This window comes from Bacillus solimangrovi (assembly GCF_001742425.1).
Lineage (GTDB): Bacteria > Bacillota > Bacilli > Bacillales > Bacillaceae_N > Bacillus_AV > Bacillus_AV solimangrovi.
Genome location: NZ_MJEH01000033.1, coordinates 1 through 23,985 on the forward strand (window position 1 = coordinate 1; position 23,985 = coordinate 23,985).

General features: G+C 32.8%; 15 protein-coding genes. All 15 read left to right on the plus strand.

Annotated elements, in window-relative coordinates:
- Positions 1 to 1,292 precede the first annotated feature (1,292 nt).
- The 15 genes from BFG57_RS11685 (at position 1,293) to BFG57_RS11755 (ending at position 23,958) form a co-directional block, all read left to right on the plus strand.
- Positions 1,293 to 5,318 carry an S-layer homology domain-containing protein gene (locus tag BFG57_RS11685; protein WP_069717673.1) on the plus strand — a complete coding sequence of 1,342 codons (4,026 nt, stop codon included), beginning with the start codon at positions 1,293 to 1,295 and terminating at the stop codon, positions 5,316 to 5,318.
- A gap of 1,404 nt (positions 5,319 to 6,722) precedes the next feature.
- Positions 6,723 to 8,936, plus strand: coding sequence for an S-layer homology domain-containing protein (locus BFG57_RS11690; RefSeq protein WP_069717674.1), 2,214 nt, complete (start codon positions 6,723 to 6,725; stop codon positions 8,934 to 8,936).
- A gap of 250 nt (positions 8,937 to 9,186) precedes the next feature.
- Positions 9,187 to 9,927, plus strand: coding sequence for a YveK family protein (locus tag BFG57_RS11695; protein ID WP_069717675.1), 741 nt, complete (start codon positions 9,187 to 9,189; stop codon positions 9,925 to 9,927).
- Positions 9,917 to 10,609, plus strand: a complete 693-nt coding sequence (locus tag BFG57_RS11700) for a CpsD/CapB family tyrosine-protein kinase (RefSeq protein WP_069717676.1) — start codon at positions 9,917 to 9,919, stop codon at positions 10,607 to 10,609. Before BFG57_RS11695 ends, BFG57_RS11700 begins: the two co-directional genes overlap by 11 nt.
- 667 nt (positions 10,610 to 11,276) lie before the next feature.
- Entirely contained in the window at positions 11,277 to 12,044 is a 768-nt protein-coding gene (locus BFG57_RS11705) for a tyrosine-protein phosphatase (RefSeq protein ID WP_069717677.1), read from the plus strand.
- Positions 12,045 to 12,764: 720 nt separating this feature from the next.
- A complete protein-coding gene (locus tag BFG57_RS11710; RefSeq protein WP_069717678.1) occupies positions 12,765 to 14,597 on the plus strand; it encodes a polysaccharide biosynthesis protein in 1,833 nt (610 codons plus the stop codon).
- 193 nt (positions 14,598 to 14,790) lie between these two features.
- A complete protein-coding gene (locus BFG57_RS11715; protein ID WP_069717679.1) occupies positions 14,791 to 15,144 on the plus strand; it encodes a type II secretion system protein in 354 nt (117 codons plus the stop codon).
- A 1,132-nt stretch (positions 15,145 to 16,276) separates the two neighbouring features.
- On the plus strand, positions 16,277 to 17,392 hold the full coding sequence (locus BFG57_RS11720; protein WP_069717832.1) for a DegT/DnrJ/EryC1/StrS family aminotransferase: 1,116 nt from the start codon (positions 16,277 to 16,279) through the stop codon (positions 17,390 to 17,392).
- On the plus strand, positions 17,392 to 18,036 hold the full coding sequence (locus BFG57_RS11725) for a sugar transferase (protein ID WP_069717680.1): 645 nt from the start codon (positions 17,392 to 17,394) through the stop codon (positions 18,034 to 18,036). Before BFG57_RS11720 ends, BFG57_RS11725 begins: the two co-directional genes overlap by 1 nt.
- Entirely contained in the window at positions 18,033 to 18,680 is a 648-nt protein-coding gene (locus BFG57_RS11730; protein ID WP_069717681.1) for an acetyltransferase, read from the plus strand. The genes BFG57_RS11725 and BFG57_RS11730 overlap by 4 nt, the downstream gene beginning before the upstream one ends.
- On the plus strand, positions 18,652 to 19,740 hold the full coding sequence (locus BFG57_RS11735; protein ID WP_069717682.1) for a glycosyltransferase family 4 protein: 1,089 nt from the start codon (positions 18,652 to 18,654) through the stop codon (positions 19,738 to 19,740). The genes BFG57_RS11730 and BFG57_RS11735 overlap by 29 nt, the downstream gene beginning before the upstream one ends.
- A gap of 11 nt (positions 19,741 to 19,751) precedes the next feature.
- Positions 19,752 to 20,651 (plus strand): glycosyltransferase family 2 protein, encoded by a 900-nt coding sequence (locus BFG57_RS11740; protein WP_069717683.1) that lies wholly within the window; start codon positions 19,752 to 19,754, stop codon positions 20,649 to 20,651.
- Entirely contained in the window at positions 20,648 to 22,156 is a 1,509-nt protein-coding gene (wzy, locus tag BFG57_RS11745; protein ID WP_069717684.1) for an O-antigen polysaccharide polymerase Wzy, read from the plus strand. Before BFG57_RS11740 ends, wzy begins: the two co-directional genes overlap by 4 nt.
- Positions 22,122 to 23,159, plus strand: a complete 1,038-nt coding sequence (locus BFG57_RS11750; protein ID WP_069717685.1) for a glycosyltransferase family 2 protein — start codon at positions 22,122 to 22,124, stop codon at positions 23,157 to 23,159. Before wzy ends, BFG57_RS11750 begins: the two co-directional genes overlap by 35 nt.
- Positions 23,149 to 23,958, plus strand: coding sequence for a sulfotransferase family 2 domain-containing protein (locus BFG57_RS11755; protein WP_069717686.1), 810 nt, complete (start codon positions 23,149 to 23,151; stop codon positions 23,956 to 23,958). Before BFG57_RS11750 ends, BFG57_RS11755 begins: the two co-directional genes overlap by 11 nt.
- Positions 23,959 to 23,985 lie beyond the last annotated feature (27 nt).

A 23,985-nucleotide genomic window follows, 5' to 3' on the forward strand; every position in this document is an offset into this window, starting at 1 on the left:
GATGCTGAAGAAGCAACAACAGAAGAGTTTGAAGAAGCAGTAAAAGCAGCACGTGATGCATATGATGCATTAACAGACGCTCAAAAATTACTAGTAACAGGACTAGATGAACTAGAAGCAGCTGAAGAAACTGAAGCAACTGAATAATAATTATGTTACTTCTAATAACTAAGGGCAGTTCCTTGGATATGTGAAGTGAATAAAAATAAGGGGCTGACTCATAAGGTTATAATATGACTTTATGGTCAGCCCTTTTTTTAAAAATAATTATAAATATGTATAAAAAACTTAATTGTTCAAAAATAAGTCATTACAATAAAATCAAAGAGTCGGTTTTGTGATGAAACCAAGTGGCTAATTTTAAAGGTAATAACATGAACCAACTGAATCTTCCTAATGAAACTGCACATACTGAAACTCCTCTGATTGCAAGTTAGAATGAAAAGATTCTATAACTGCGTTATCCCAACATTTCCCCATCTTCACATACTATTCACTACGTTATTTTTTCACTTGATGTTAATAAGGATAAGAAGTGTAGACATTCCCTTGATTAGAATTAGAAATGACTTTTTTCGGATTGTCACTTACAGTTAAAGTATATTTATGCTTGACCACCACAAGAGAAGTTTGTTGGTGATAACAGAGCTTATAAGCTACGATATCATTATTTAATAAATTTAGAATCGTAGACAAAAAGAGAGTTGGTGTTCTAAATTGACGGAACTACGTAATATTTGTTTTTCATTTTTGATTTAGTCATATTTTAGGACAGACTTGTTGAATAAGGTTTGTTGCAACAGTAATTGGTTTACTATTGTTTTCTTATTTGAGTATTGATTTTCTCTACATTGTAAAAGGTGCTCCTGTTGGATCCGTTGTTCCGCATTTTGATTAAGTCTAATTCCATAATTTTAAATCAGTGTTATTAAAAGTAGAAAGATTCAACTGTCTTAATTAATAGAGTTGACTACTAAATAATGATTTTTTATCTTTAAAACTCTAAATACAGTTAAAAAGGATACTTCAATTATTATCTGAATTATTAATATATTACAAATATTAAAGATGTGTCTTATTTATTAATTTAGAGAAATACACTTGAAATAAGGTTAAAATGCACATAAAATATAGTTGAAATACAATTATTTACATGTTTATCCTGTTTTTGAAAGATTATTTTTGTTTTTTATTGTAGTAATTTAATTATTTTATAGAAAAGCATTAATAGGAATGTTTCTTTGAGGCTTGTCATATTAAAAATGCAGTACATAAGGGAGGAAGAATAAGAGATGGCGTATCAACCAAAATCTTACCGTAAATTTATAGCAATGACAGTGACAACTGCTGTTGTAGCATCTGCTGTAGCACCTACAGTTAGTGCAGCTCAATTCAGTGATGTGAAAGACAATACGTGGTATACAGAGGCAATTGAATATTTAGTAGATAAAGAGGTGATTTCAGGTTATCCTGGTGGTACTTTTAAACCAAATGGAAGCTTGACTCGTGCAGAAGCTGCGAAAGTTATGGCTCTAACTCTTGGGTTAGATCATGAGGGTGCACCAGATGCTAATTTTCCAGATGTTAAAAGGGGAGAATGGTTTGCACCTTACGTGTCAGTATTAGTTAATGAAGGGATTATTTCTGGTTTCCCAGATGGTACTTTTAAACCACATCAGACTTTAACACGTGCACAGATGGCGAAAATGATGGCTGTAGCATATGGTATTGGTGAAGATTCAAGTGTTGACCTTGATTTCGTAGACCTCGGTAATTCTCAGTGGGCCAAAGGTTATATCGGAGCACTAGTGGAAGCTGATATTGTTCAGGGCTTAGATGCAACACACTACGGACCAACTCAAGAAGTAACTCGTGCTCAAGCTGCACAATTTGTATATAAGACTGAAGTTGTAAGTGATGTATTGGCTCCAAAGCTAGAAGTTTCAAAACTTCGTTTTAAAGACAGTGAGACGTTAATTGTAACTCTTTCAGAAGCATCCGAAGAAAAAGTTACAGCTGATAATTTCCGTATCTATGTTGATGGCAAACAAACTGAAGTAGAAGTTGCAGAAGTTGATGATTTAGAAGTATTTCTTACAATTGAAGACCTTGATGGTGAAGTTGGTACGATTGAAGTAAATGGAGAAGAGTTAGACTTCGATTTTTCTGAACTTGCAGTAGCGGATGTTCAGACTCCAAATCTTCGCCAAATCGCAGTTGTTTTCAACCAAGATGTAACTGGTAACGAAGGTGTGGAAGATAAAGATAACTATACACTAGAAAACTCTAAAGGCAAAGACCTTGAAAACCGTGATGGAAAAGATGCTGAAGTTCTTAAGGTTACCGTTCTAGATGGAAACATTGCTATTCTTACACTTAATGATGCAATGGAAAATCAAGAAGAAGGTAGATTAATTATTGATGAGGCAGTTCTCGGTGAAGAATTAGAGTATGACCTTGAATTCTCTGATTCTACTGTTCCAGAAGTAGAAGATGTTGAAGTTATTGGGGAGAATGCGGTTAAAATCATTTTTAGTGAGGCAATGGATCATACTTTTAGCAGCAACCCAAAAGATCCAGATTTTACAGATCCAGAATTTGATGAAGACGTATTTGAAGTAACATCAGAAGATGGAGACAAAACGTATCGTATTAAAAAAGTAAAAGCTGTAGATGCAGGTAAAGAGGCCATCATCGAAGTAGGCGGTAAGTTTAAAGATGGCGACGAGTTAACGGTTAACATTGATAATGGTCTTGACGATTATGCGGGCTTTTCACTAGTTAAGCAAAGCCATGATATTACGGTTGCAGAAGATGATAGCCCAATTGAAGTAGTAGGCTTCCGTAACGCTTTTGAAGATGAAGTTACGCTGATTTTTAATAAGGACATTAAGGAATTCGATGATGAAAAAGAAGATAAATTATTAGAAAATTTCTATCATACGAATACTAAAAATAGGGCGAAAAGTGTTGAACTTGACGGCAATGAATTAACACTTTATTTTGATGAAGATGAAGAGCTTCCAGATGGTACGGCTTATATTTACATTGATGGTGAAGCACTTACAGATTATTGGGGTAATGAAAATGAACAAACGATTCGATACGCAGTAGAAGTATCAGTAGATGAGCAAGCTCCACGTGTTGATGGTGATATTGATGCCATCGTAGATAAATTGACAGTAGAATTCGATGAAGAACTTGATGAGGATTCTGCAGAAGATAAAGATAACTATACGATCCTCGATGAAGATGGTGACGAACTAGAAGATACTGAGATTAGCTCAATCAATCTAAGCTCTGACGAGACAACTGTAGTTATTAAATTGAAAGGTGATGACCTTTCTGGTGCAGGTAAATATACGTTAGTGATCGATGGTGTTGAAGACAAGCAAGGTAATGCAACAGATGACCTTGAACAAGAATTTGAAGTTGATGTTGAGGATGACCTTGATCTTGATAAAGTAATTAATGAGGAAGCAACTCTTTATGTGGATAGAGAAGATGATGACGAAACAGAATTCACGATTCTAATTAATTTTGATCGAAAAATGACAGTCGGTGAAAGTAAGTATGCGATCGACAATTTATCAAACTACTCAGTAAAGTATGATAGAAAAGCATATACTCTTGACGAACTTGATGACAAAGATGCTTTTGATGTAGCAATTGATATAATCAATGATGAAGAAGTAGAAATCAAGATTACTGCAGAACATGATGAACTTAAAGAAAAAGAAGAAATTTGGAAAGGTGGAATTGATTTCACGATTCTTCGTGTGAAAGATGCAAATGGTGATCTTTCAGAAGATGCATATGCTAATAAAGAATTACCTGACGCAGACATTAAAGGTAAACTTAAAATAGAAGATCTTGAGTTAACTGAAACGGACAAAATTGTATTCAAATTCAATAAACGTGTTGATGATTGGGAAGACGATAACTTCGTTTTAAAAACGAAAGAAGGTTTGCTTGGTCAAGGTGATTTAGATGATTATTCTTATGATATCGATTTAGATGATGATGATAAAACGGTAACATTCACATTAGATGAAGATGTTGCCTCAGACGCTACAATTAATAAAAATCCAATTATATTAGTTGTTGAGGAACGATCGAAGGATAACACTGTAACAGCATACGGAGAAACTTTATTTAGTGAAGATGATTATGAAGAAGATGCTAAGCTTGGGAAATTTATAGTTGATGTAGAAGATAAAGTAGCGCCTACGTATGATGATGAGTATTATGAGGATAAAAATGATAAGAATAATGATGGTTATGAAGACGAATATAAAGTCGAAGTAGATGAAGAAGATAATATCTATCGCATTACGTTAGGTTTCACTGAAGATATTAAGGGCGAAGCAGACAAAATTGCGACAACTCTTGAAATTGAGAGTGATGGTGATACAGTTGTTTTTGAAGAAGATGTTCTAATTGCTGATGAGCAATACAACATTGAGGTTAAAGATGATATGCTAATCATCACGATTAAAGATAGCAACACTTCTGATGTTGATATTAAATTCGAGGAAAACAATAAGTTTACTGATAAAAAGGATAACAAAGTACTTGATTTTGATGTAAGTATTGATCTTGATGAAGCGAAAGCATTTGATTATGTTGTTGATGAACCAGGTGGAGGAGAAACAACGCCAGGAGGAGCAGACGAGACGAAACCAAGTGAAGTAGACGAGACAAAACCAGGTGAAATAGACGAGACAAAACCAAGTGAAACAGACGAGACGAAACCAAGTGAAACAGACGAGACAAAACCAAGTGAAGTAGACGGAACGAAACCAAGTGAAACAGACGAGACGAAACCAAGTGAAGTAGACGGAACGAAACCAAGTGAAATAGACGAGACAAAACCAAGTGAAGTAGACCCAACTGTATCAGGTGGAGAAGCTGGTGTGGTAGTAGCTCAGTATAATGATAAGTACTTTGAGGGAAATAATGGTGGAAATGAAGCTGGCTATAAAGTAGAAGCAGATGAAGCTGAGAGTATTTATCGCATTACGTTGGGCTTTACTGAAGATATCAAAGGTGAAGCACGCGATATTGCTGCAACTCTTAATATTAAGAGTAATGGTGATACAGTTGGCTTTGTGGAAGGTGGTCTTACTGCTGATGAGCAGTATAACATTGAAATTGAGGGTGATAAGCTAATCATTACGATTAAAGATAGTGACACTTCAGATGTATTAATTTCATTCAAAGAAAACAGTGAATTAACTGATGAATTGGCTAATAAGGTGAGTAGTTTTGAATTGGGTATTAATTTAAAAGAAGCTATAATTGCTGATACATTATAAGTTAAATTTGATGGATCATAATGACATCTAAACTGGAAAAGGCGGAAGTTTAGGTGAGCAATTGTAAATGACAGTAAAATTTGAATGGAATGTTTGTTAATAGGTATTTGAAATAGTGAGGAGGGCGAACGAAATTTTAGTTGGCTCTCCTTTGGTATTAAAAATTAAAATGGATTTTGTTAGACATTTATATACTATGGTGTTTATTCAGGTGATATTTTGTGGATTTTTATTCAAATAGATTATTCAGAGGGATTATAGATTAATATTTTTACTACTCTTTTTGATGCGAATGTAATTTTACTACACTTTGAGTATCATTAGTGAGGAATTAATTAATAGCTAGAAGTTTCATTGGTAAGAGTAATATGTATTATAAATGAAAGTTTTGCAAATTAGAATTCACGCTAATCAGCTAACAAAGAGAAACTTAGGTTACGAATGGTTATGTCTTTGCTATATTTTAATAAGATCAACCTTATTCATTTCTGAATTTAGTTCGGTTGTTTTCTTATTAGATTAAGAGAAAAAATTATAATGCAACTATTTTACTAGAGTTGCATTCATTAGAATTTGACTCATAGACACATTAAAGGTGATTTATGGTTTTATTTTAGGTGAAGAGAAACCCTCTTATATAATGATACAGAACCAATCCAATTCATCACGCAGGATATACATATGGATAATATTTTGCGAAAAAGCCCCTTTTAAAATTAGCTTTTTTTCTTAAATCACCACTTTTTAAAATAAACTTTAAAATATTAGGATTATGTTGATATACAAAAAAAGTTATTGGCAAAATTGTTTCCTAATTTGTTTTTTGTAGATTTACTAAAGGTTAAATGGCCATTGTCTTTTCAATGAATAACTACACAAAGATATTTAGGTTGATTCTATCGATTTTTCTGAGTTTCCTTAAAGTTCTTTTTAAACAAGTAAAAAGACTGTCAAAATTCAAGAGAAAAACTTTGGATACCAATAGACATTATTGATTGATGAAAAATATTAATAAGGAAATGAAAATTAGGTTTTTTCTATTAAGTTTTTTTCGCGCTGAATCTGTAAAAATAATTTTAATAACTAATACCAGTGATCTTTTTTAAAAAGTTAGATCATTATTATAATAGAAAGATATTTATATTTGTCAGTGAAGTGTTACTGTAACGTATAATTAGAAGAAATCTTGAACAAATAGCAAAAATATGAATTTCATAGAGAAATTTTATCCAAAATATGTTTTAATAGTTATATTGATTATCCTAAACTGTGGCGTCTACAGAATTAATTACATCAAACACTGATATTCAACAAGAAAAAGAGTAAACTAGTAGCTCTAGAGTAAGGTTTTGAGATTCATTTCTTATTGGTTGATTTATAATTTTATATAATGGGGGTAAAGTAATGAAGAAGAATAACAAATATTTTGTTGCTACAGCAACTACTGCAGCATTAGTTGCTAGTGCAGTTTCACCAACAGCTGGTGTACAGGCAGCTAGTATGTTTAACGATGTTAAGCAGGGTTCTTATTATGAAAGTGCAATTAATGATTTAGTGAGTAAGGGGATAATTAAAGGTTATGAAGATGGTACATTTAAACCGAATGTAGCAATCACTCGTGCGGAAATAGCAAAAGTATTAGCGAATGATCTTGATTTAGATCTATCAGTTAATAGCAATAAATTCAAAGACGTTAGCGCAGATGCTTGGTATTCGTCAGCTGTTAATGCATTAGCGAATGCAAATATCATTAGTGGGTATGAAGATGGAACTTTCAAACCAACTGAAAATGTTACACGTGCTGAATTAGCAAGTATGCTTGTGCGTGCATATAATATTTCTGGGAATGGAAACACACCATTTGCTGATGTAAAGGAAGGTAGCTGGTATGCGGATGCAGTAGCTGCTCTTTATAACAATTCCCTAACTTCAGGTAGAACTGCAGATAGTTATGCTCCAGGTGAATCTGTAACTCGTGGTGAAGTAGCGGTATTTGTGAATCGTATGAATGTGTTTGTTGAAAATGCTAAAACTTCAGTAGTGGAAGCAATTAATGCTGAAACGGTTGTTATTGATGGTGTAACGTATTCAGTTTCTGAAAATGTAAAGGGTATCCTTTCTGCTGCAAATGCTAAAGTTTTAGAAAATGCCGGAATTGAGTTTGAAGAAGTAGATGGCGTCATTAATAAGATTACATACCTTTCAGTTAATGCAAGTGGTCAGCCGTCTGAAGAAGAATTTAGTGGTAACCTTGTATTAGATGGACAAGATGCAGTAATTGAAGGTCAATTAGTTGTAAATAATGACTATATTACGATTAAGAATGTTACTGTTGAAGGTAACTTTAAGATTACTGAGGGACTAGAAAATGACTTTTATTCAGATAATTTGACAATTAGTGGAACAACAGTTATCAATGGTGGCGATGATAATACTGTAGTTTTCAATAACAGTAAATTAGCAGATGTTGAAATTAATAAGGTTAATGTTCGAGTGGAACCACGAGGTAAAACGTCAGTTGTTGAGATTACATTGAATAGTGATGCTGTTGTTGCAGCGGATAAAGGTGTTGTGATTCCGAAGGTAACGATTAGTGAAGGTGCTGTTCATGTAGATATTAATGGTACTGTAGAGACTGTAGAAGTTAATAATAATGATGAAATTGTATTAAAAGGTAATGTAAATATTAAAGAATTAAAAGTAACAACTGGTACTAGCCTTTCACTTGAGTCAAAAGGAAGTATTGATAAAGTTGAAGTTGAAAGCGGCACAAAACTTACTCTTGGTAAGCAAACAAAAGTAGCTGACCTAAAACTTCCTGAGGGTTCAAAAGCAGAGGATGTAATTGAAAATTACGATAAAGTAAATGATCAAATCAAAAAGATTGATGGTAAGACAAATAAAGATGCAACTAGCGGTGGATCATCAGGTGGATCAGGAGGATCTGGTGGTGGTTCAAGTACATCTGACAAGGATGCACCAGAACTTGGGGTAGTAACGACGACACTTGGTAGTGGGTCATTAGAAGCAGATTTAAGCGGTAAAACAGGTTCGGAAATTACGATTACTTCAAATGTGGAATTCCAGTTAGAAGATGGGAAATTAGTTGTGGTTGATGATGGAACTATCGGGGAGAAAGAACTAGTCACACTAACATCTTCAGAAAAGTTAGATGACGTAACTGTGACTTATGGTGATCATGATCCTGTAACTGTAGATTTTGATGGGGAAATTAATGCTTACATCTCTACTGACAGCGAGATTAGCGTACCTTTACCACCGATGTTTAGAGATAAGAACAGAGAAGAAATCACATTAGGTGATGTTGATTTGACAAGCGGTACTTTTACAGCAGTTGTAACAGATAAGAATTTGGACAAAAATGATGTTGAAGTGAGAGTATCTGAGAAACCAGATGATTCAATTTTGCCTAATGTTGTTGGTCATATGAGTTATCAAGGTTCAGGTAAGTGGGAGTTTGTGTTAGATGAACAAATTGCAGATGGTACGTATGAGGTTCTAAGAGGAGAATATATATTCAAAGCAGAATTTAAAGATACAAAAGGTAATAAATTAACATTGGAGCTTGCGTTTGATATAGCTGCACCTCAAAAGTAAACAAAGTGTAAAGCAATTTATCCTCGAGGATAAATTGCTTTCTCTTTGTATCAGTTATCTATCAGTTTAGGGGAATAACATTACATATATATTGTTTAGGTATATATATTTTTGATAAAAAAATATATAACAGATCAATATTCGACATTTTCGATTAAATTTTGAAAATGAAATATTAATAAAGTGTGGAAATGTGTTACAATTAAAAACATACAATTTTACGGAAAAATGGGATGTTGGGGGAGCAAAAATGGAAGAAACAATCAGTCTAAAAGAACTCTTTGATACTCTAAAGAAAAGAATATGGATCATTCTATTGATTGCTATAATACCTGTGATAATAAGTACTGTTCTTAGTTTCTATGTTATAACACCAATTTATAAAACTTCGACTCAAATTCTAGTGAATCAAAATAATGGTGACCAACAAACTACATCAGGTGATATTCGTACTAATCTTGAACTTATTAATACATATAATGTTATTATTAAGAGTCCAGCAATTTTAGATAAAGTTGTTGAAGAACTAGATTTAACTTCTTCTGTCGGAAAATTAAATAGTCAAATAAACGTGCAAAGCGAGAAAAACTCTCAAGTAGTTTCTATAGCGGTAGAGGATCCGAATCCAGAAATGGCTGTGAAGATTGCCAATACCACTGCGGAAGTATTTCAACGCGAAATAGTGAAAATAATGAATGTAAATAATGTAAGCATTCTTGCTTATGCGGATTTTGATGAAAACCCATCACCTATTAAGCCTCAACCTTTACTAAATATCGCAATTGCTCTCGTTGTAGGATTAATGATTGGTGTAGGGGTTGCATTCTTACTTGAGTACTTGGATAACTCTATTAAGAGCGAACAAGATGTGGAAAATATTTTAGGTTTACCAGTGTTGGGTGTCATTACTACGATGGAAAAAGAAGAGAAGCTGAAGAGAAATCAAATGCATAAAGTTGATGTAGTTAGAGGTGAATCTGTTGGCTCGTAAAAAAAATAACTTATCCTCGGGGAGAAATTTAATTACTCAAACGGATCCGAAATCTCCTATTTCAGAACAATATCGAACAATTCGAACCAATATTCAATTTGCGTCAATCGATAAACAGATCAAGACGATTGTGGTCACTTCATCAAACCCTGGAGAAGGGAAGTCGACTACAATTGCAAATCTGGCAGTTACATTTGCTCAACAAGGAAAAAAAGTTTTGCTTATTGATACAGACATGCGTAAGTCAACCGTTCATTACACTTTTCGCTTAGAAAACACAACTGGATTGACTAATGTATTAACGAAGCAGGTGAAGTTACTTGAGGCTATTAAATCTATAAATGAAAGTAACATGGATGTGTTAACGTCTGGTCCAGTTCCACCTAATCCTGCTGAATTGTTAGGTTCACAATCAATGAAAGATTTATTAGATGAAGCTAGAGAGCATTATGATATTATTCTTTTCGATTCACCTCCTTTATTAGCTGTGACAGATGCTCAAATATTATCTAATCAATGTGATGGTGTCATTTTAGTCGTTCACAGCGGCAAAACGGCCAAAGAAGATGCTCAAAAAGCAAAAGAACTATTACAAACAGCACAAGCTAAAATACTTGGTGCCGTAATTAATCAAAAGAAACTAAAAGCCAGCAACTATTACTATTATTACGGGAATAATTAAAAGTCATTTTGTTAAGTATTGATTTTAAATGAACAATATTATAGAAGGAAAACACGCTTAACTTCCTAGCGGTAATATGAATTTGCATACAAACATTAAAGGATGAGTTTTGCGTGCTTTCCTAATTACATTAGTTAATGTTACTTGAATAAGTTATGAAGTAACAATTATTGATTCTTATAATCTCATTCATGTTAAATAAGGAAAGAATGAATTTATTGGTTGCTAAACCGATGATGTTTACTGTAAGATGACATGAAGCATAAGAGATATACCTATCCTCCATAATCATTACACTATTCATTGTACTAAAGGTGCCGCTGTAAAGACTGTTATCAAGTTTCCTCTCCTTCATTTAGATCTAACACACGATACTAAACAAATATTTTAAACAAATGCTATAGTTACAAGAATCGTCAGCCTAGCAACCTGTTAATACTAAATAGCTTCAAATTGTTAGTAACCTTTTCTTCAGTTATTTTATGAAGAGCGCGAAATTGTAAATAATATTATATTACACAATTGGCTGTCTTGATTTTCAGTCCGTTAAACCCCTCGAAAAGTTGTATAATTTATGGTATTTCAAGAATAAATATGTTAATTGGTTAAAAAGTATGATATTATCATTTTTGACATATAGTAGATTTGGGAAGAAAGGTGGACTACAATGATTGATATCCATTGTCATATTCTTCCGGGTGTTGATGACGGTGCAGTCACTATTGATGATAGCATTAAAATGGCAAGAGCAGCCTCTGAAGAAGGAATCAGCAAAATTATCGCGACACCTCACCATAAAAATGGGAAATATAACAATTTGAAGATTGATATAATGGAGCACGTTGTACAATTGAACAAGGTCCTTGAAAAAAATGATATAAACGTAAAAATTCTTCCTGGTCAGGAAATTAGACTCAATGGTGAACTATTATCAGATTATGCATTAGGAAAGATACTTACATTGAATAATACAAATAAGTATTTATTCATTGAGTTACCATCTAATCATGTTCCTAGGTATACTGAGAGACTAATTTTTGATATCCAACTTCAAAATTTAATACCAATTATCGTTCATCCAGAACGAAATTCACAAATTACAGAGAATCCGAATGTGTTATATGAGTTTGTTAAAAATGGCGCTCTAACACAGATAACTGCCTCAAGTTTAACAGGTCATTTTGGTAAAAAAGTAAAACAATTTACTCATAAGTTAATAGATGCTAATCTGACCCATTTTATTGCTTCTGATGCTCATAACATCACAAGTCGTACATTTAATTTAAGAGCTGCCTATGAAAATATCGAACAGATTTATGGCATGGACATGCGTTATATGTTTCAAGAAAATGCACAGTATTTAGTGAATGCTGAGATGGTATACAAAGAGCCTCCAGAAAGAGTGAAAACAAAAAAGTTCTTAGGGTTATTTTAGTAAAAGGTGAAGACGTGTGTAGAACTACTTTTGAAGACTGGGGTTAGGATAAATAAGTGGAGCGTACATGAGAATTGTCCGATAATTTAATAGGTTTAACTAACTGTCAGTATTAATGAAAACCGAACTATAAGTATTTATTTGAAAATTATACCATCTTGATAAATTGTAAGAGGTGATGTCTCCTTACCTGTATCAATGGAGGCACTCGGCTATGTTGTGGGTAAAAAGAAATGCAACCTTAGACACGTAAGTTGTCAATAACATGGTGTGAGGTAGGGTTAGATGCCCTTATTATAATAAAGATGAAGATTCTATCTAGGTTGTTTGATTTAAAATAGTATAGATAGAGTTTTTATATTTAATGGTTAACATAATAAATAATTACATATTAAACTGCATAGTTGAATAAGTAAGTGAGATAACACACTCTAAGACTATAAGAAGACTACATAGAATTATGATTTGGAAATAAAACGAAAACTCTAATAACTGTTGAGTTAAAACATGACCAACTGCTAGGAAAGATATTGTAATATAATTAAATGGATTTACAGGATTCTTTCAAATAAAGTTTCAAAATATTAAAGGTACATATTCTAGATACAAAGATAAACTGACAAACTATTTGTATTTATATTTATTTTATTGTTTTATGCATTTTTTTATTATTCATGGATTATTGAAGGTTTTAAATACGATTGGAAGGAGAATAATAATTTGTCCTATAAAAAAAGGTTATCATTCCTTATTGTATGTGATTCTACTATTGTGTTGACTGCTATTTTTCTTAGTCAATTTTTACTAGATACACAAAAATTATTTTCGCCGTTCATTATCTATACGTCAATCGCGTTATTGCTTAGTCATCACATTTTTGCACATATATTTAAGTTGTATAAGAAAGCTTGGTCATATGCAAGTATTGGAGAATTACATAGTATTTTTAAAGCCGTTACTTTAACAATTATTGTAACAGCTACCTGTCAATTTATATTTTTCAATGACATTTATTTTCGAGCATTGGCAATTACGTGGATGCTTCATATGTTATTAATTGGAGGTTCACGCTTTGCATGGCGGGTATATCGTGATGATATTCTAAAGAAACCTGAATCGAAAAATAAAACATTGATAGTTGGTGCTGGCTACGCTGGTACAGCCGTTGTTAGGCAATTACAACAAAACCCAAATGGTGAACTACAACCGGTGGCATTTATCGATGATGATGTTCGTAAACAGGGGTTAGAAATTATGGGTGTTCCTGTAGTTGGTGGTGTGAAGCGAATCGAAGATGTTGTAAAGAAACGAGATATCAACCATATTCTAATCGCAACGCCATCTCTTAATAAACAAGAAATTAATCGTATCTTCCAGGAATGTAGCAAAACAAAAGTTGATACTAAGATTTTACCATCGATTGAAGATATGGTGAGTGGTAAGGTATCTATAAGTGAGTTTCGAGATGTTCAGGTAGAGGATCTGTTAGGTCGTAAGCCTGTTAAGCTTGATATTACGAGTATCTCGAAAGAAATAGAAGGTGAAACGGTTGTAGTAACTGGTGCCGGTGGTTCAATTGGTTCCGAACTTTGTCGACAGATTTGCCAATTTAATCCAAAGCAAGTTGTATTATTAGGACACGGTGAAAATAGTATCTACAGTATTGAGTTAGAATTAAAGAAACGATACGATCATATCGAGTTTCCGGCTGAAATAGCTGATATTCAAGACCGTGAACGGATCTTTGATGTCATGTATAAATATCAACCTACATATGTTTTCCATGCTGCAGCTCATAAGCATGTTCCATTAATGGAACACAATCCAAGAGAAGCCGTTAAAAATAATATTTTTGGTACAAAGAATGTAGCAGAGGCAGCTGATGCAGCGAATGTCCAAACATTTGTCTTAGTATCATCAGATAAGGCTGTAAATCCTACAAATATTATGGGTTCAACAAAACGACTTGCCGAAATGGTTATTCAAGAATTAAGTCGTAATAGTAAAACTCGCTTCGTTGCTGTTCGTTTCGGAAACGTATTAGGAAGTCGAGGTAGTGTTGTTCCGTTATTCAAAAAGCAAATTCAGCAAGGCGGACCGGTCACAGTTACGCATCCTGACATGACTCGTTACTTTATGACAATTCCAGAAGCATCTCGCCTCGTTATCCAAGCCGGTGCCCTTGCTCGAGGTGGAGAGATTTTCGTGCTTGATATGGGTGAACCTGTAAAAATTGTCGACCTTGCTCGAAACTTAATTCGTCTCTCAGGTTATACGGAACAAGAGATACCAATTAAATTCAATGGAATTCGGCCTGGAGAGAAAATGTTTGAAGAGTTATTGAATGAAAATGAAGTGAACCCTAAGCAAGTGTTCCCTAAGATTTACATAGGAAAGGTTACAACTAGTCATGAAGAGACACTGGATGATTTTATGAATCGTTTTGAAACGATTGATGATATCTCGTTGCGTCAACTACTTCTAAATATTGCAAATAATCGATATGAGAAGATGCCAATAGTAAAAGAGCATTTAACTGTTGTAAGTAAGTAAAGAATGAATGATTAAAGCTTTATAGTGATGTGGGAGAACCTTTTGAGAGAAGAAGAGTAGCTCGAAAGGTTCTCGTTGTGTTTAAGGGGTGTATGGACCGATCGAATATACCTAGTTAGACAGAAGGAAGAGATTCATGAAAGTGTAAGAATATATAGTAATTTATTTAGATTAAGGTGGGTGTTTAATTTAGTTGTTTGAAATTTTTAACAAGGGCTTTACCTTAATTGAGATGTTATTGGTACTTGCTATTTTGAGTATACTTATTTCGATAGTAGTAATATTTTCTGTCGATTATATTGAAAAAACTGAAGAAGAAGTTTGTGAATTGAATCGTAGACAACTAGTCAATAAGTATCAATCTTATCTGATGTTAGAAGGTACCGAACATTCTGAGAGTACTCTCAAGCAATATTTACAAGAGAATGTTATTGATGGTTGTCCAATCAATGGAAAAATAGATTATACTAATAAAGAAATTCAATGTAGTGTTCATACTATCATTAATGATGATGTGGAGAATGAAGAGGGAGTTCCTATTTTGTGATATTAAAGGTGTTTTTTAAATTTTTGAATTTCGGAGTGTTGTTGAGTAGTTGCTTAAATTCTACCAATTAAGTTATCCAGTAAGGTTTGTTTCATAGAGATAAGGGCTTACTTCAGTTAAAATAACTAATTTTAGGAATTAATCTGAGTTGAGGTTGTATATGCCTTGACGGTGGAGACAGTTTTTTTACGATAATATTTTGTCTTTTTAACATTGGTGTAAAAAGTAAGAATAAAGTATTCCTTGATACTAGATGAAACATTGTATGATCTGAGTCACATTAAGTGCTGATAAAATTTGGTGCAACATAATTGGTTATTGCATCAATTCAAAAATTATTAAAGGAAGACTTGGTAAAAAGTAGATTACTTTGAGTCTTGATTGTTCAGGACTTATTGAAACATGCTTTACTATCTTTTTGGATTCATTTTTTGATCTATCACCTGTGTATTTCCTAAACATCACTGTTTAGAATTGTTTTAGAACTAGTTAATTATCTAATGAAGTTGATTTGGGGAAATTTTTCTTTTTAAGATGTTGTTTGTTGACAAGTCACATGATTGTGAGATATCTATCAAGATATTAATTGAGTGTCTATAGATTATTTCTGTTCATAAAATCTAATATTTATGGATTTACTTCATATTACGATGAATTTTATGAAAAAAATAATTATTAAAGGGTCATAAGGAACTGACTATCGTGGTTAGATTGAACGCTAGAAACCTTTCGGGATAAGAGTTTGATGCGTTATTAGTGAGAATTATAGATTGATTGAATGGAATATATAATAGTAAGAAACTCGGTTTTGGGTGGTTATGAAGTGAATATCTATTTCGTGTTTGTTAGGTAGATTGAATAGATGTTACGAGATGAGTATCGGAAATCGATAACAAAACACAATATATAGTATTAAAATTGGATTTTTAATAGCTGAACATACTATATATTGATATTTTTATCTATTTCTCATATTGAATATTATCTACGAGGTGGCTATGAAAAGTAGATAACAATTTTAGTGGTTTAGAAGTTGGTTGGAGTAATAGTTTTGAAGAATCCAAGTAAGTCCTAATCTACTAAAATATTAACTTAACGATGGAAGGAAGTCTATAGGATGGTGACAACAAAAGTGAACGAAAGAATTTTCCTTTCATCACCACATATGAGTGATGAAGGCTATGAAATGGATTATGTTAAGGAAGCTTTTGATACAAACTGGATTGCTCCTCTTGGAGAAAATGTAAATGGATTCGAAAGAGAGCTTGCTGAAAAAGTAGGATCTAAAGCCGCTGCAGCACTTTCCTCAGGGACTGCTGCTATTCATTTGGCTCTTAAAGCAGCAGGAGTTGGAGAAGGGGATATTGTATTCTGTCCAACACTTACGTTCTCAGCTACTGCAAACCCCATTATCTATCAAAATGCAGTTCCTGTATTTATCGATAGTGATTATGAAACTTGGAATATGAGCCCAAAAGCATTAGAAGAAGCATTTGAGAAGTATCCAGAAGTAAAGGCAGTCATTGTCGTTCATTTATATGGCTTATCCGCTGATATGGATAAGATAATGGAGATTTGTAAGAATCATAATGCAGCGGTTATAGAAGATGCTGCCGAGTCTTTGGGTACTTACTATAAAGGTAGGCATACAGGGACTTTCGGTGACTATGGCATCTTTTCTTTTAATGGGAACAAGATTATCACAACTTCTGGAGGTGGAATGCTTGTTTCTAATAATGAAGAGAGAATTGCAAAAACAAGGTTTTGGGCTACACAATCCAGAGATCAAGCTAGGCATTATCAACATAGTGAATTAGGATTTAATTATCGGATGAGTAATGTTGTTGCTGGGATTGGTAGAGGACAGCTTAAAGTGTTAGATCAAAGAGTTGCTAAGAAGAACTACATTTTTGAGTTCTATAAAAGAGAGCTTGGTGGGCTTGAAGGTGTTGAATTCATGCCTTGCAATGACTGGGATGAACCGAATTATTGGTTAAGCTCGATAACATTGTCTGGTAAAGTAAGGCCTATTGATATATTTGATGCATTGGAAGCTGAAAACATCGAGTCAAGACCAGTTTGGAAACCAATGCATATGCAGCCGTTCTTTGAAAAATATGACTTTATTGGTGAAAGTGTATCGGAGAAATTGTTTGAGAATGGTGTATGTTTGCCATCTGATACCAAAATGACGGACGAGGACTTAGAAAGAGTCGTTAAGACTATTAAAGGGTTGTGGGTAGAATAATGAAGAACTCCAAGGGTGGTATTTATAGAAGGTTTGTAAAAAGACCGATGGATTTTATACTTTCTTTAATTGCTATTATTGTTTTAAGTCCGGTATTACTAATAGTTGCATTACTTGTGAGAACGAAGTTAGGTAGTCCTGTGCTATTTAAGCAGAAACGACCGGGGTTGAATGAAGAGATTTTTATGATGTATAAGTTTAGGACTATGACAGATGAAAAAGATGATAAAGGGGAGTTACTGTCTGATAGTATTAGGCTGACAAAGTTTGGTAGGTTGCTACGCTCTACATCTCTTGATGAACTACCAGAGCTTTTTAATATTTTGAAGGGTAATATGTCCATTATTGGCCCTAGACCATTATTGGTGCAGTATTTGCCCTTGTATAACAATCATCAAAAAAGACGTCATGAAGTTAGACCAGGGCTATCAGGTTTGGCGCAGGTTAGTGGTAGAAATGCGATTAGTTGGGAAGATAAATTTAATCTCGATGTTGAGTATGTGGACAATGTAAGATTCACTGAAGATTGGAAGATAATTTTCTTAACCATAAAAAAGGTATTCGTCAGAGAGGGCATTAATTCAGAAACTGCTGCTACGATTGAGCCTTTTAAGGGAAGCAAAAAGGAAAGAATGGAACTATGAAAAACAAACTTTTAATAATTGGTGCTAGTGGCCACGGAAAAGTTGTTGCGGACATTGCATTGAAAATGAATAAATGGCAGAGTATTTCCTTTTTAGATGATGATACAAGTGTTATCTCTCCAATGGGAATTGAAGTTATTGGAACGTCAAATGAAGCTATAAAATATATTGATGCTTATGATGTATGTGTTGCTATAGGTAATAATGCTATAAGAGAAAAGCTTCAGACTCAACTAGAATCAAGAGGAGCAAGTCTACCTGCTCTGATTCATCCTACTGCAGTTATCGGTGAGCAGGTTAATGTTCAGTATGGAACAGTAGTCATGGCCGGTGTAGTAATAAACTCCTGCAGTAGGATCGGGAAAGGGTGCATTATTAATACAGGTTCCACCATTGATCATGACAATGATATAGGGGATTTTACACACATTTCTCCAGGGGCTCATTTAGCAGGAACTGTTAAAGTAGGACAAGGGTCTTGGTTAGGAATTGGTTGTGTAGTAAGCAATAATGTAAATATCACAAGCGATTGTAAAGTAGGTGCGGGTGCTGTTGTGGTAAAGGACATAACTGAATCTGGGACATATGTGGGGGTTCCAGTGAGGAGAATAGATTATGGCAAGAATACTGATATTAGCAAATAATGATATAGGGTTATATAAATTCAGGAAGGAACTGATTAAAGAACTTTTAAAGGTTAACGAAGTTTATATTTCACTACCACACGGTCAATTTGTAGAGGATTTAATTGAACTTGGGTGTAAGTTTATTGATACTCAGATTAGTAGAAGAGGCACTAATCCTATAACTGATTATAAGTTAATGATGGAATATAAACGTATTATAAAGGAAGTAGAACCTAATTTGGTACTGACATATACCATTAAACCGAATGTTTATGGGGGAATTGTATGTAGATTCATGAAAGTACCGTATATACCTAATATAACAGGACTTGGGACTGCTGTAGAGAATGGTGGTATACTTCAAAAGATTACACTGTCTTTATATAGTATAGCTCTCAAAGAAGCCTCTTGTGTTTTTTTTCAGAATAAAGAGAATTTAAATTTTATCAATAATAAAGGCATTTATAAAGGTAAGCAAAAGTTAATACCTGGTTCTGGAGTTAATCTAAATAACTATAATGTGCTTGATTATCCCAGAGATAATATAATAAAATTTCTATTTATTTCAAGAGTAATGAAGCATAAAGGCATTGATCAGTATTTAGATACAGCCGAATATATTAAATCTAGATATCCTAACACAGAATTTCACATTTTAGGTTTTTGTGAAGAAGCATATGAAGAAAAATTAAAAGAAATGAATGCTAACGGTATAATAAAATATCACGGGATGCAAAGTGATGTCAGAGAGTTTCACGCTATATCTCACTGTACAATTCATCCTACATTCTATCCCGAAGGAATGTCTAATGTCCTTTTGGAAAGTGCTGCCTGTGGCAGGCCAATTATAACAACTAACAGAAGTGGTTGTAGAGAAATTATAGATAATGGGATTAATGGATATATAGTAGAACAGAGAAATAGTAGAGACCTAATTAAAAAGGTGGAAGAATTTCTTTTATTAGATTATGAAGCAAAAAGGCAGATGGGGTTAGCTGGTAGAAATAAAGTTGAAAGAGAATTCGATAGGCAGATTGTTATTAATGCTTATATTGAAGAAATTAATGACTTACTTTAGGAGATTGGGATATGTTCAAAAAAGATATTATCACAGTTGTAACACCTACTTATAATAGAGCTTATATATTGGGAAACTGTTACAAGTCTTTAAAATTACAAACTAGCAAATCATTTGTTTGGATGATCATTGATGACGGATCAACAGATAATACTCAAGAATTAGTTGAAAAGTGGATAGCAGAAAAAGAAATTACTATTATCTATCTCAAGAAAGAGAATGGTGGAAAAGCATCTGCACTCAACATGGCTCTAAATCATGTTGATACCGAATATTTTGTTTGCTTAGACTCAGATGATACATTTACTATTCACGCAATTGAATTAGCGCTGGATCAACTGAAAAAAACTATTGAGAATGAAAAAATATGTGGTGTTATGGCTCTTAGAAACTCTGATAGCGGTGAAGTTTTAGGCGGTAAAAGAATACCAGACAAAGTAGACGAAGCAACCGTCATGGATATAACAGATAAATTTAGAATACGATCAGAGTTCATTCAGTTTTATAAAATGAAAATTCTCTCAAAGTATAGATTTCCAATAGTAGAAGGAGAAAAGTTCATATCACCTGAATATATCGCTAGAGAAGTTAATAGAAACTACAAATTTAAGATTTCGCAAGAAAATCTATGTGTTTGTGAGTACCTTTCTGATGGATTAACTCGAAATAAACTTAGGGTTATTAAGAGAAATCCGAAAGGGTACACCTTGGTTAAGCGACAGTCTTATGAATTAGCAAAAGGTTTTGTTGCTAAAGTAAAACACGGAATAATGTATATTGCTGGTTGTATTCTTAGTAGGGAAAAAGAATATATCTTAAAGTCCCCTCACAAGATTATTACTTTATTTTGTTTTCCTTTAGGATGGTTAGCATATAAAGTTAAATTCAGCAAAGGTGATAATGCTTTATGAAGATAAACGTTAATAAAATTAAGGGCATATTTATTTATTTAGCATATATAGTATTTGCGTTTATTATCGCATTTGCGTTTGGGCTCCCTGAAGAAGTTAACCTTGAACTCATGGGTATCTTAGGCTGGGGTTTATTAATAATAAGTTTTATTACATGGCGTATTATTACAGGAGAGTTTATTACGGCATATACCTTCTATCTAGGAGTGCTGTATTTATTTTTTTATGGTCAAAGCTTATTGATTCCTTTCGATTTAGTTACTCCGGAAAGGGATTTAATTCTTAGATATAGTTTTATCAATGAGAACAACCTTTTTGAGGCACAGGTTTATTCGTTTTTGTGTCTAGCTAGTTTTCATTTAGGTGGTTTATTATTTTATAAAGTAAATAAGCTAAAAGATGAACCTCGGTTAAAAAAATTGGGAGAAAAGTCCATAAGTGATAAAGCAATACTTGCTACGGGAATATCATTATTTATTGTTTCAGTGATACCATATATATATGGCATGTTTCAGTCATTAATACTAGTAAAGATGTATGGATATAGCGGAGTCTCTCGACTTGATGCACAAACAGGCTTAAACAGTTTAATGGGGAAAATGTCCTTATATTTTATCCCAAGCTTACTATGTTTAACAATAGCAGTAAGAAATAGTAAAGTTTTAAGAACGGTTGTTCAGGTAATTAGTGGTATGGTGATTTTTTCAATATTGTATATTGGCGAGAGAAACGATGCTATCGTGTTTATACTGGCATTAGTCTTAATTCAACACTATTTTATTCGGAAAATATCACTCAAGCAGAGTTTGAAATACATTGTTTCAGGGGTTGTACTTCTTTCTTTACTAACAACTATAGCTGATATTAGAAACATGGAAGGTAGAACTGTTTTTGATTATTTTGAATATATGATGATAAACAGTTTTAATAATAATTTTATAACAGAACTAATTAGTGAGTTGGGAAGTTCAATGATGCCAACAATTGCCATCATGGGTTTTGTTGATAGTGGAGAGCCATTAAGAAATGGTACAACTTACTTATACTCATTACTCTCTATTGTTCCCAATCTAGGATTTTGGGATCTTCACCCTGCTGCTCAGGTTGCTTCTTTAGGACAATGGTTAAAATTTCGTTTGGGGTTATCTTTTGGTCCCGGGTTTTCTCTAGCCGCTGAGTCATATTTAAACTTTGCTTGGTGGGGCTTCTTTATCTTTATCTTTCTAGGAGCATTTATATCAAAGATTTTAGGTTTATTGAATAAAACTACTGTAAAGTATTATCCAGCGATTGCATGCTTTGTTTTAATATTTTTTAATTCATCGTTATTCTATATTAGAGATACTTTCCTTGGGAATATAAGAGCAATATTTTATATGGGATTACCGATATATTTACTAATAATATTTTTTAATAACAGAGTAGAAAGACGCAAGAAAGAAGCTCCTGAAAGTAAAGGTGGGACATATGATGGAATTATTTACGATAATTATTCCGATTTATAACGTAGAAAAGTATTTAGAAGAATGTATTAATAGTGTAATTAATCAGACATACAAAAATTTAGATATAATTCTAGTAAATGATGGCTCTCAAGATAAAAGTTTAGAAATTTGTAAGCAATATAAAAAAAGTGATACGAGAATAAACTTGATTTCCAAAACAAATGGAGGCTTATCATCAGCAAGAAATGTAGGATTGGAGAATGCAAGAGGAAAATATGTTATGTTTCTTGATAGTGATGATTATCTTTATAATGAAGAGGTAGTTGAAAAGTTTATAAACATATTTCGAACAACCAATTGTGATTTGATATATGGGTCGTATACTGGTTTTCTAGATGAAAGTCAGGATAACATTGGAATGTATATAAAAGATAAAAGGTTAAATATAACGAATAGCGATGTTGTTAATATGGATAACCAGGGTGTTTTATTACAGTTATACAAGAGTAAAAGTTATGCCAGTTCAGCAGCAACAAAGGTATATAAAAAAGAAGTTATAGACACAAACGGCCTTGAATTTAAGATGGGCATTTATCATGAGGATGAAGAATGGACTCCAAAAGTTATTGCAAATACCCAAAAAGTTTATGTTTTTAATGAGAAATTTTATATGAGACGTTATAGACCAGAGTCTATAATGACCACTCAAGATGAGAGTAAGTTAGTGAAAAGAATTAATGATTTATTAAGTATTGCTAACTGGATGATTAAGTACACGGACCAAAACTTCGATAATATTGAATTAAAAAATACTATGAAAAGTTATTTTGGATCTTTTATTATTAGAAGTTTAATTCTATATAAGAGTATTGCTACAGAAGAGTATAAAAATAAAGCTAAACAGTTAATATTTCAAAATCTACATTTGTTTAAGTATATGAACAGTGCAAAGTTCAGAGTAATCAACATATTGAATAATTTAGTAGGTATAGATCTAACCGCTTCTTTCTTATCAATACTATTAAAAATTAAAACTAATAAAGGTGATAAATATGAAGGCTAAAATAAAGAAAATATTAATGAAAAGCCCAAAATTATATACTGTAGCAAGGTATTTTTATCGGTTTGTCTTTTTTGACATGATTAACTTGATCAGATATAAAAAGCTTGAAAAAACAGAATACATTATTGTTCCTAATAAGAGTATCATCTATCTAAACAATTCAAAGGTTGCGTGTTCTTCCATAAAAAGTACGTTTATTGACGAAAGCATTCCTGATGACTATAGTATTCACAACAAAATTAAAAATTTAAGAAGAGAGTACTATACTGAAGAAGAAAGTAACTATTTTAAATTCACCTTTGTGAGGAATCCTTTCGATAGATTAGTTTCATGCTATGAGAGTAAGTATAGGAAAGATAAAAAGATGGGAAAACAAAAATTACACTTTGATGAGTATTTGTTTGGTTATATAAAAAAAGATAATGGATTTGAAGATTTTGTAAGGAAAGTCGTAAAATTACCAGATCATTTAGCAGATAGACATTTCCAGTCCCAGTATAATTTAATATATGACCGCAAAGGAAAGAGTCGTGTTGACTTTATTGGTAAATATGAAAATCTAACCGAAGATTTTAAAGATATTAAAGATCAGTATAACTTAAGAGATTTACCACACTTTAATAATACTGGTAAAAGGAATTGGATGGATTATTATAATATAGATACTGCAAGAATGGTTCGCAAGAAATACGCCAATGAAATAGAAAAATTTGGTTACGAAGAAGAGTATAACATTCTTATTGAGTATTTAAATAAAAAAGAAAATAGAAATAAAAATATGAATAAGATTACAAGCTAATATATCCTGTGCAATTATATAGAAATT

Excerpts from the sequence above, each read along its gene's own strand:
- BFG57_RS11735 (WP_069717682.1), top strand. The coding sequence starts at position 18,652 with ATGGCAAGAATACTGATATTAGCAAATAATGATATAGGGTTATATAAA.
- BFG57_RS11690 (WP_069717674.1), top strand. The coding sequence starts at position 6,723 with ATGAAGAAGAATAACAAATATTTTGTTGCTACAGCAACTACTGCAGCA.
- BFG57_RS11755 (WP_069717686.1), top strand. The coding sequence starts at position 23,149 with ATGAAGGCTAAAATAAAGAAAATATTAATGAAAAGCCCAAAATTATAT.
- BFG57_RS11705 (WP_069717677.1), top strand. The coding sequence starts at position 11,277 with ATGATTGATATCCATTGTCATATTCTTCCGGGTGTTGATGACGGTGCA.
- BFG57_RS11725 (WP_069717680.1), top strand. The coding sequence starts at position 17,392 with ATGAAGAACTCCAAGGGTGGTATTTATAGAAGGTTTGTAAAAAGACCG.
- BFG57_RS11730 (WP_069717681.1), top strand. The coding sequence starts at position 18,033 with ATGAAAAACAAACTTTTAATAATTGGTGCTAGTGGCCACGGAAAAGTT.
- wzy (WP_069717684.1), top strand. The coding sequence starts at position 20,648 with ATGAAGATAAACGTTAATAAAATTAAGGGCATATTTATTTATTTAGCA.
- BFG57_RS11685 (WP_069717673.1), top strand. The coding sequence starts at position 1,293 with ATGGCGTATCAACCAAAATCTTACCGTAAATTTATAGCAATGACAGTG.
- BFG57_RS11695 (WP_069717675.1), top strand. The coding sequence starts at position 9,187 with ATGGAAGAAACAATCAGTCTAAAAGAACTCTTTGATACTCTAAAGAAA.
- BFG57_RS11740 (WP_069717683.1), top strand. The coding sequence starts at position 19,752 with ATGTTCAAAAAAGATATTATCACAGTTGTAACACCTACTTATAATAGA.
- BFG57_RS11750 (WP_069717685.1), top strand. The coding sequence starts at position 22,122 with ATGGAATTATTTACGATAATTATTCCGATTTATAACGTAGAAAAGTAT.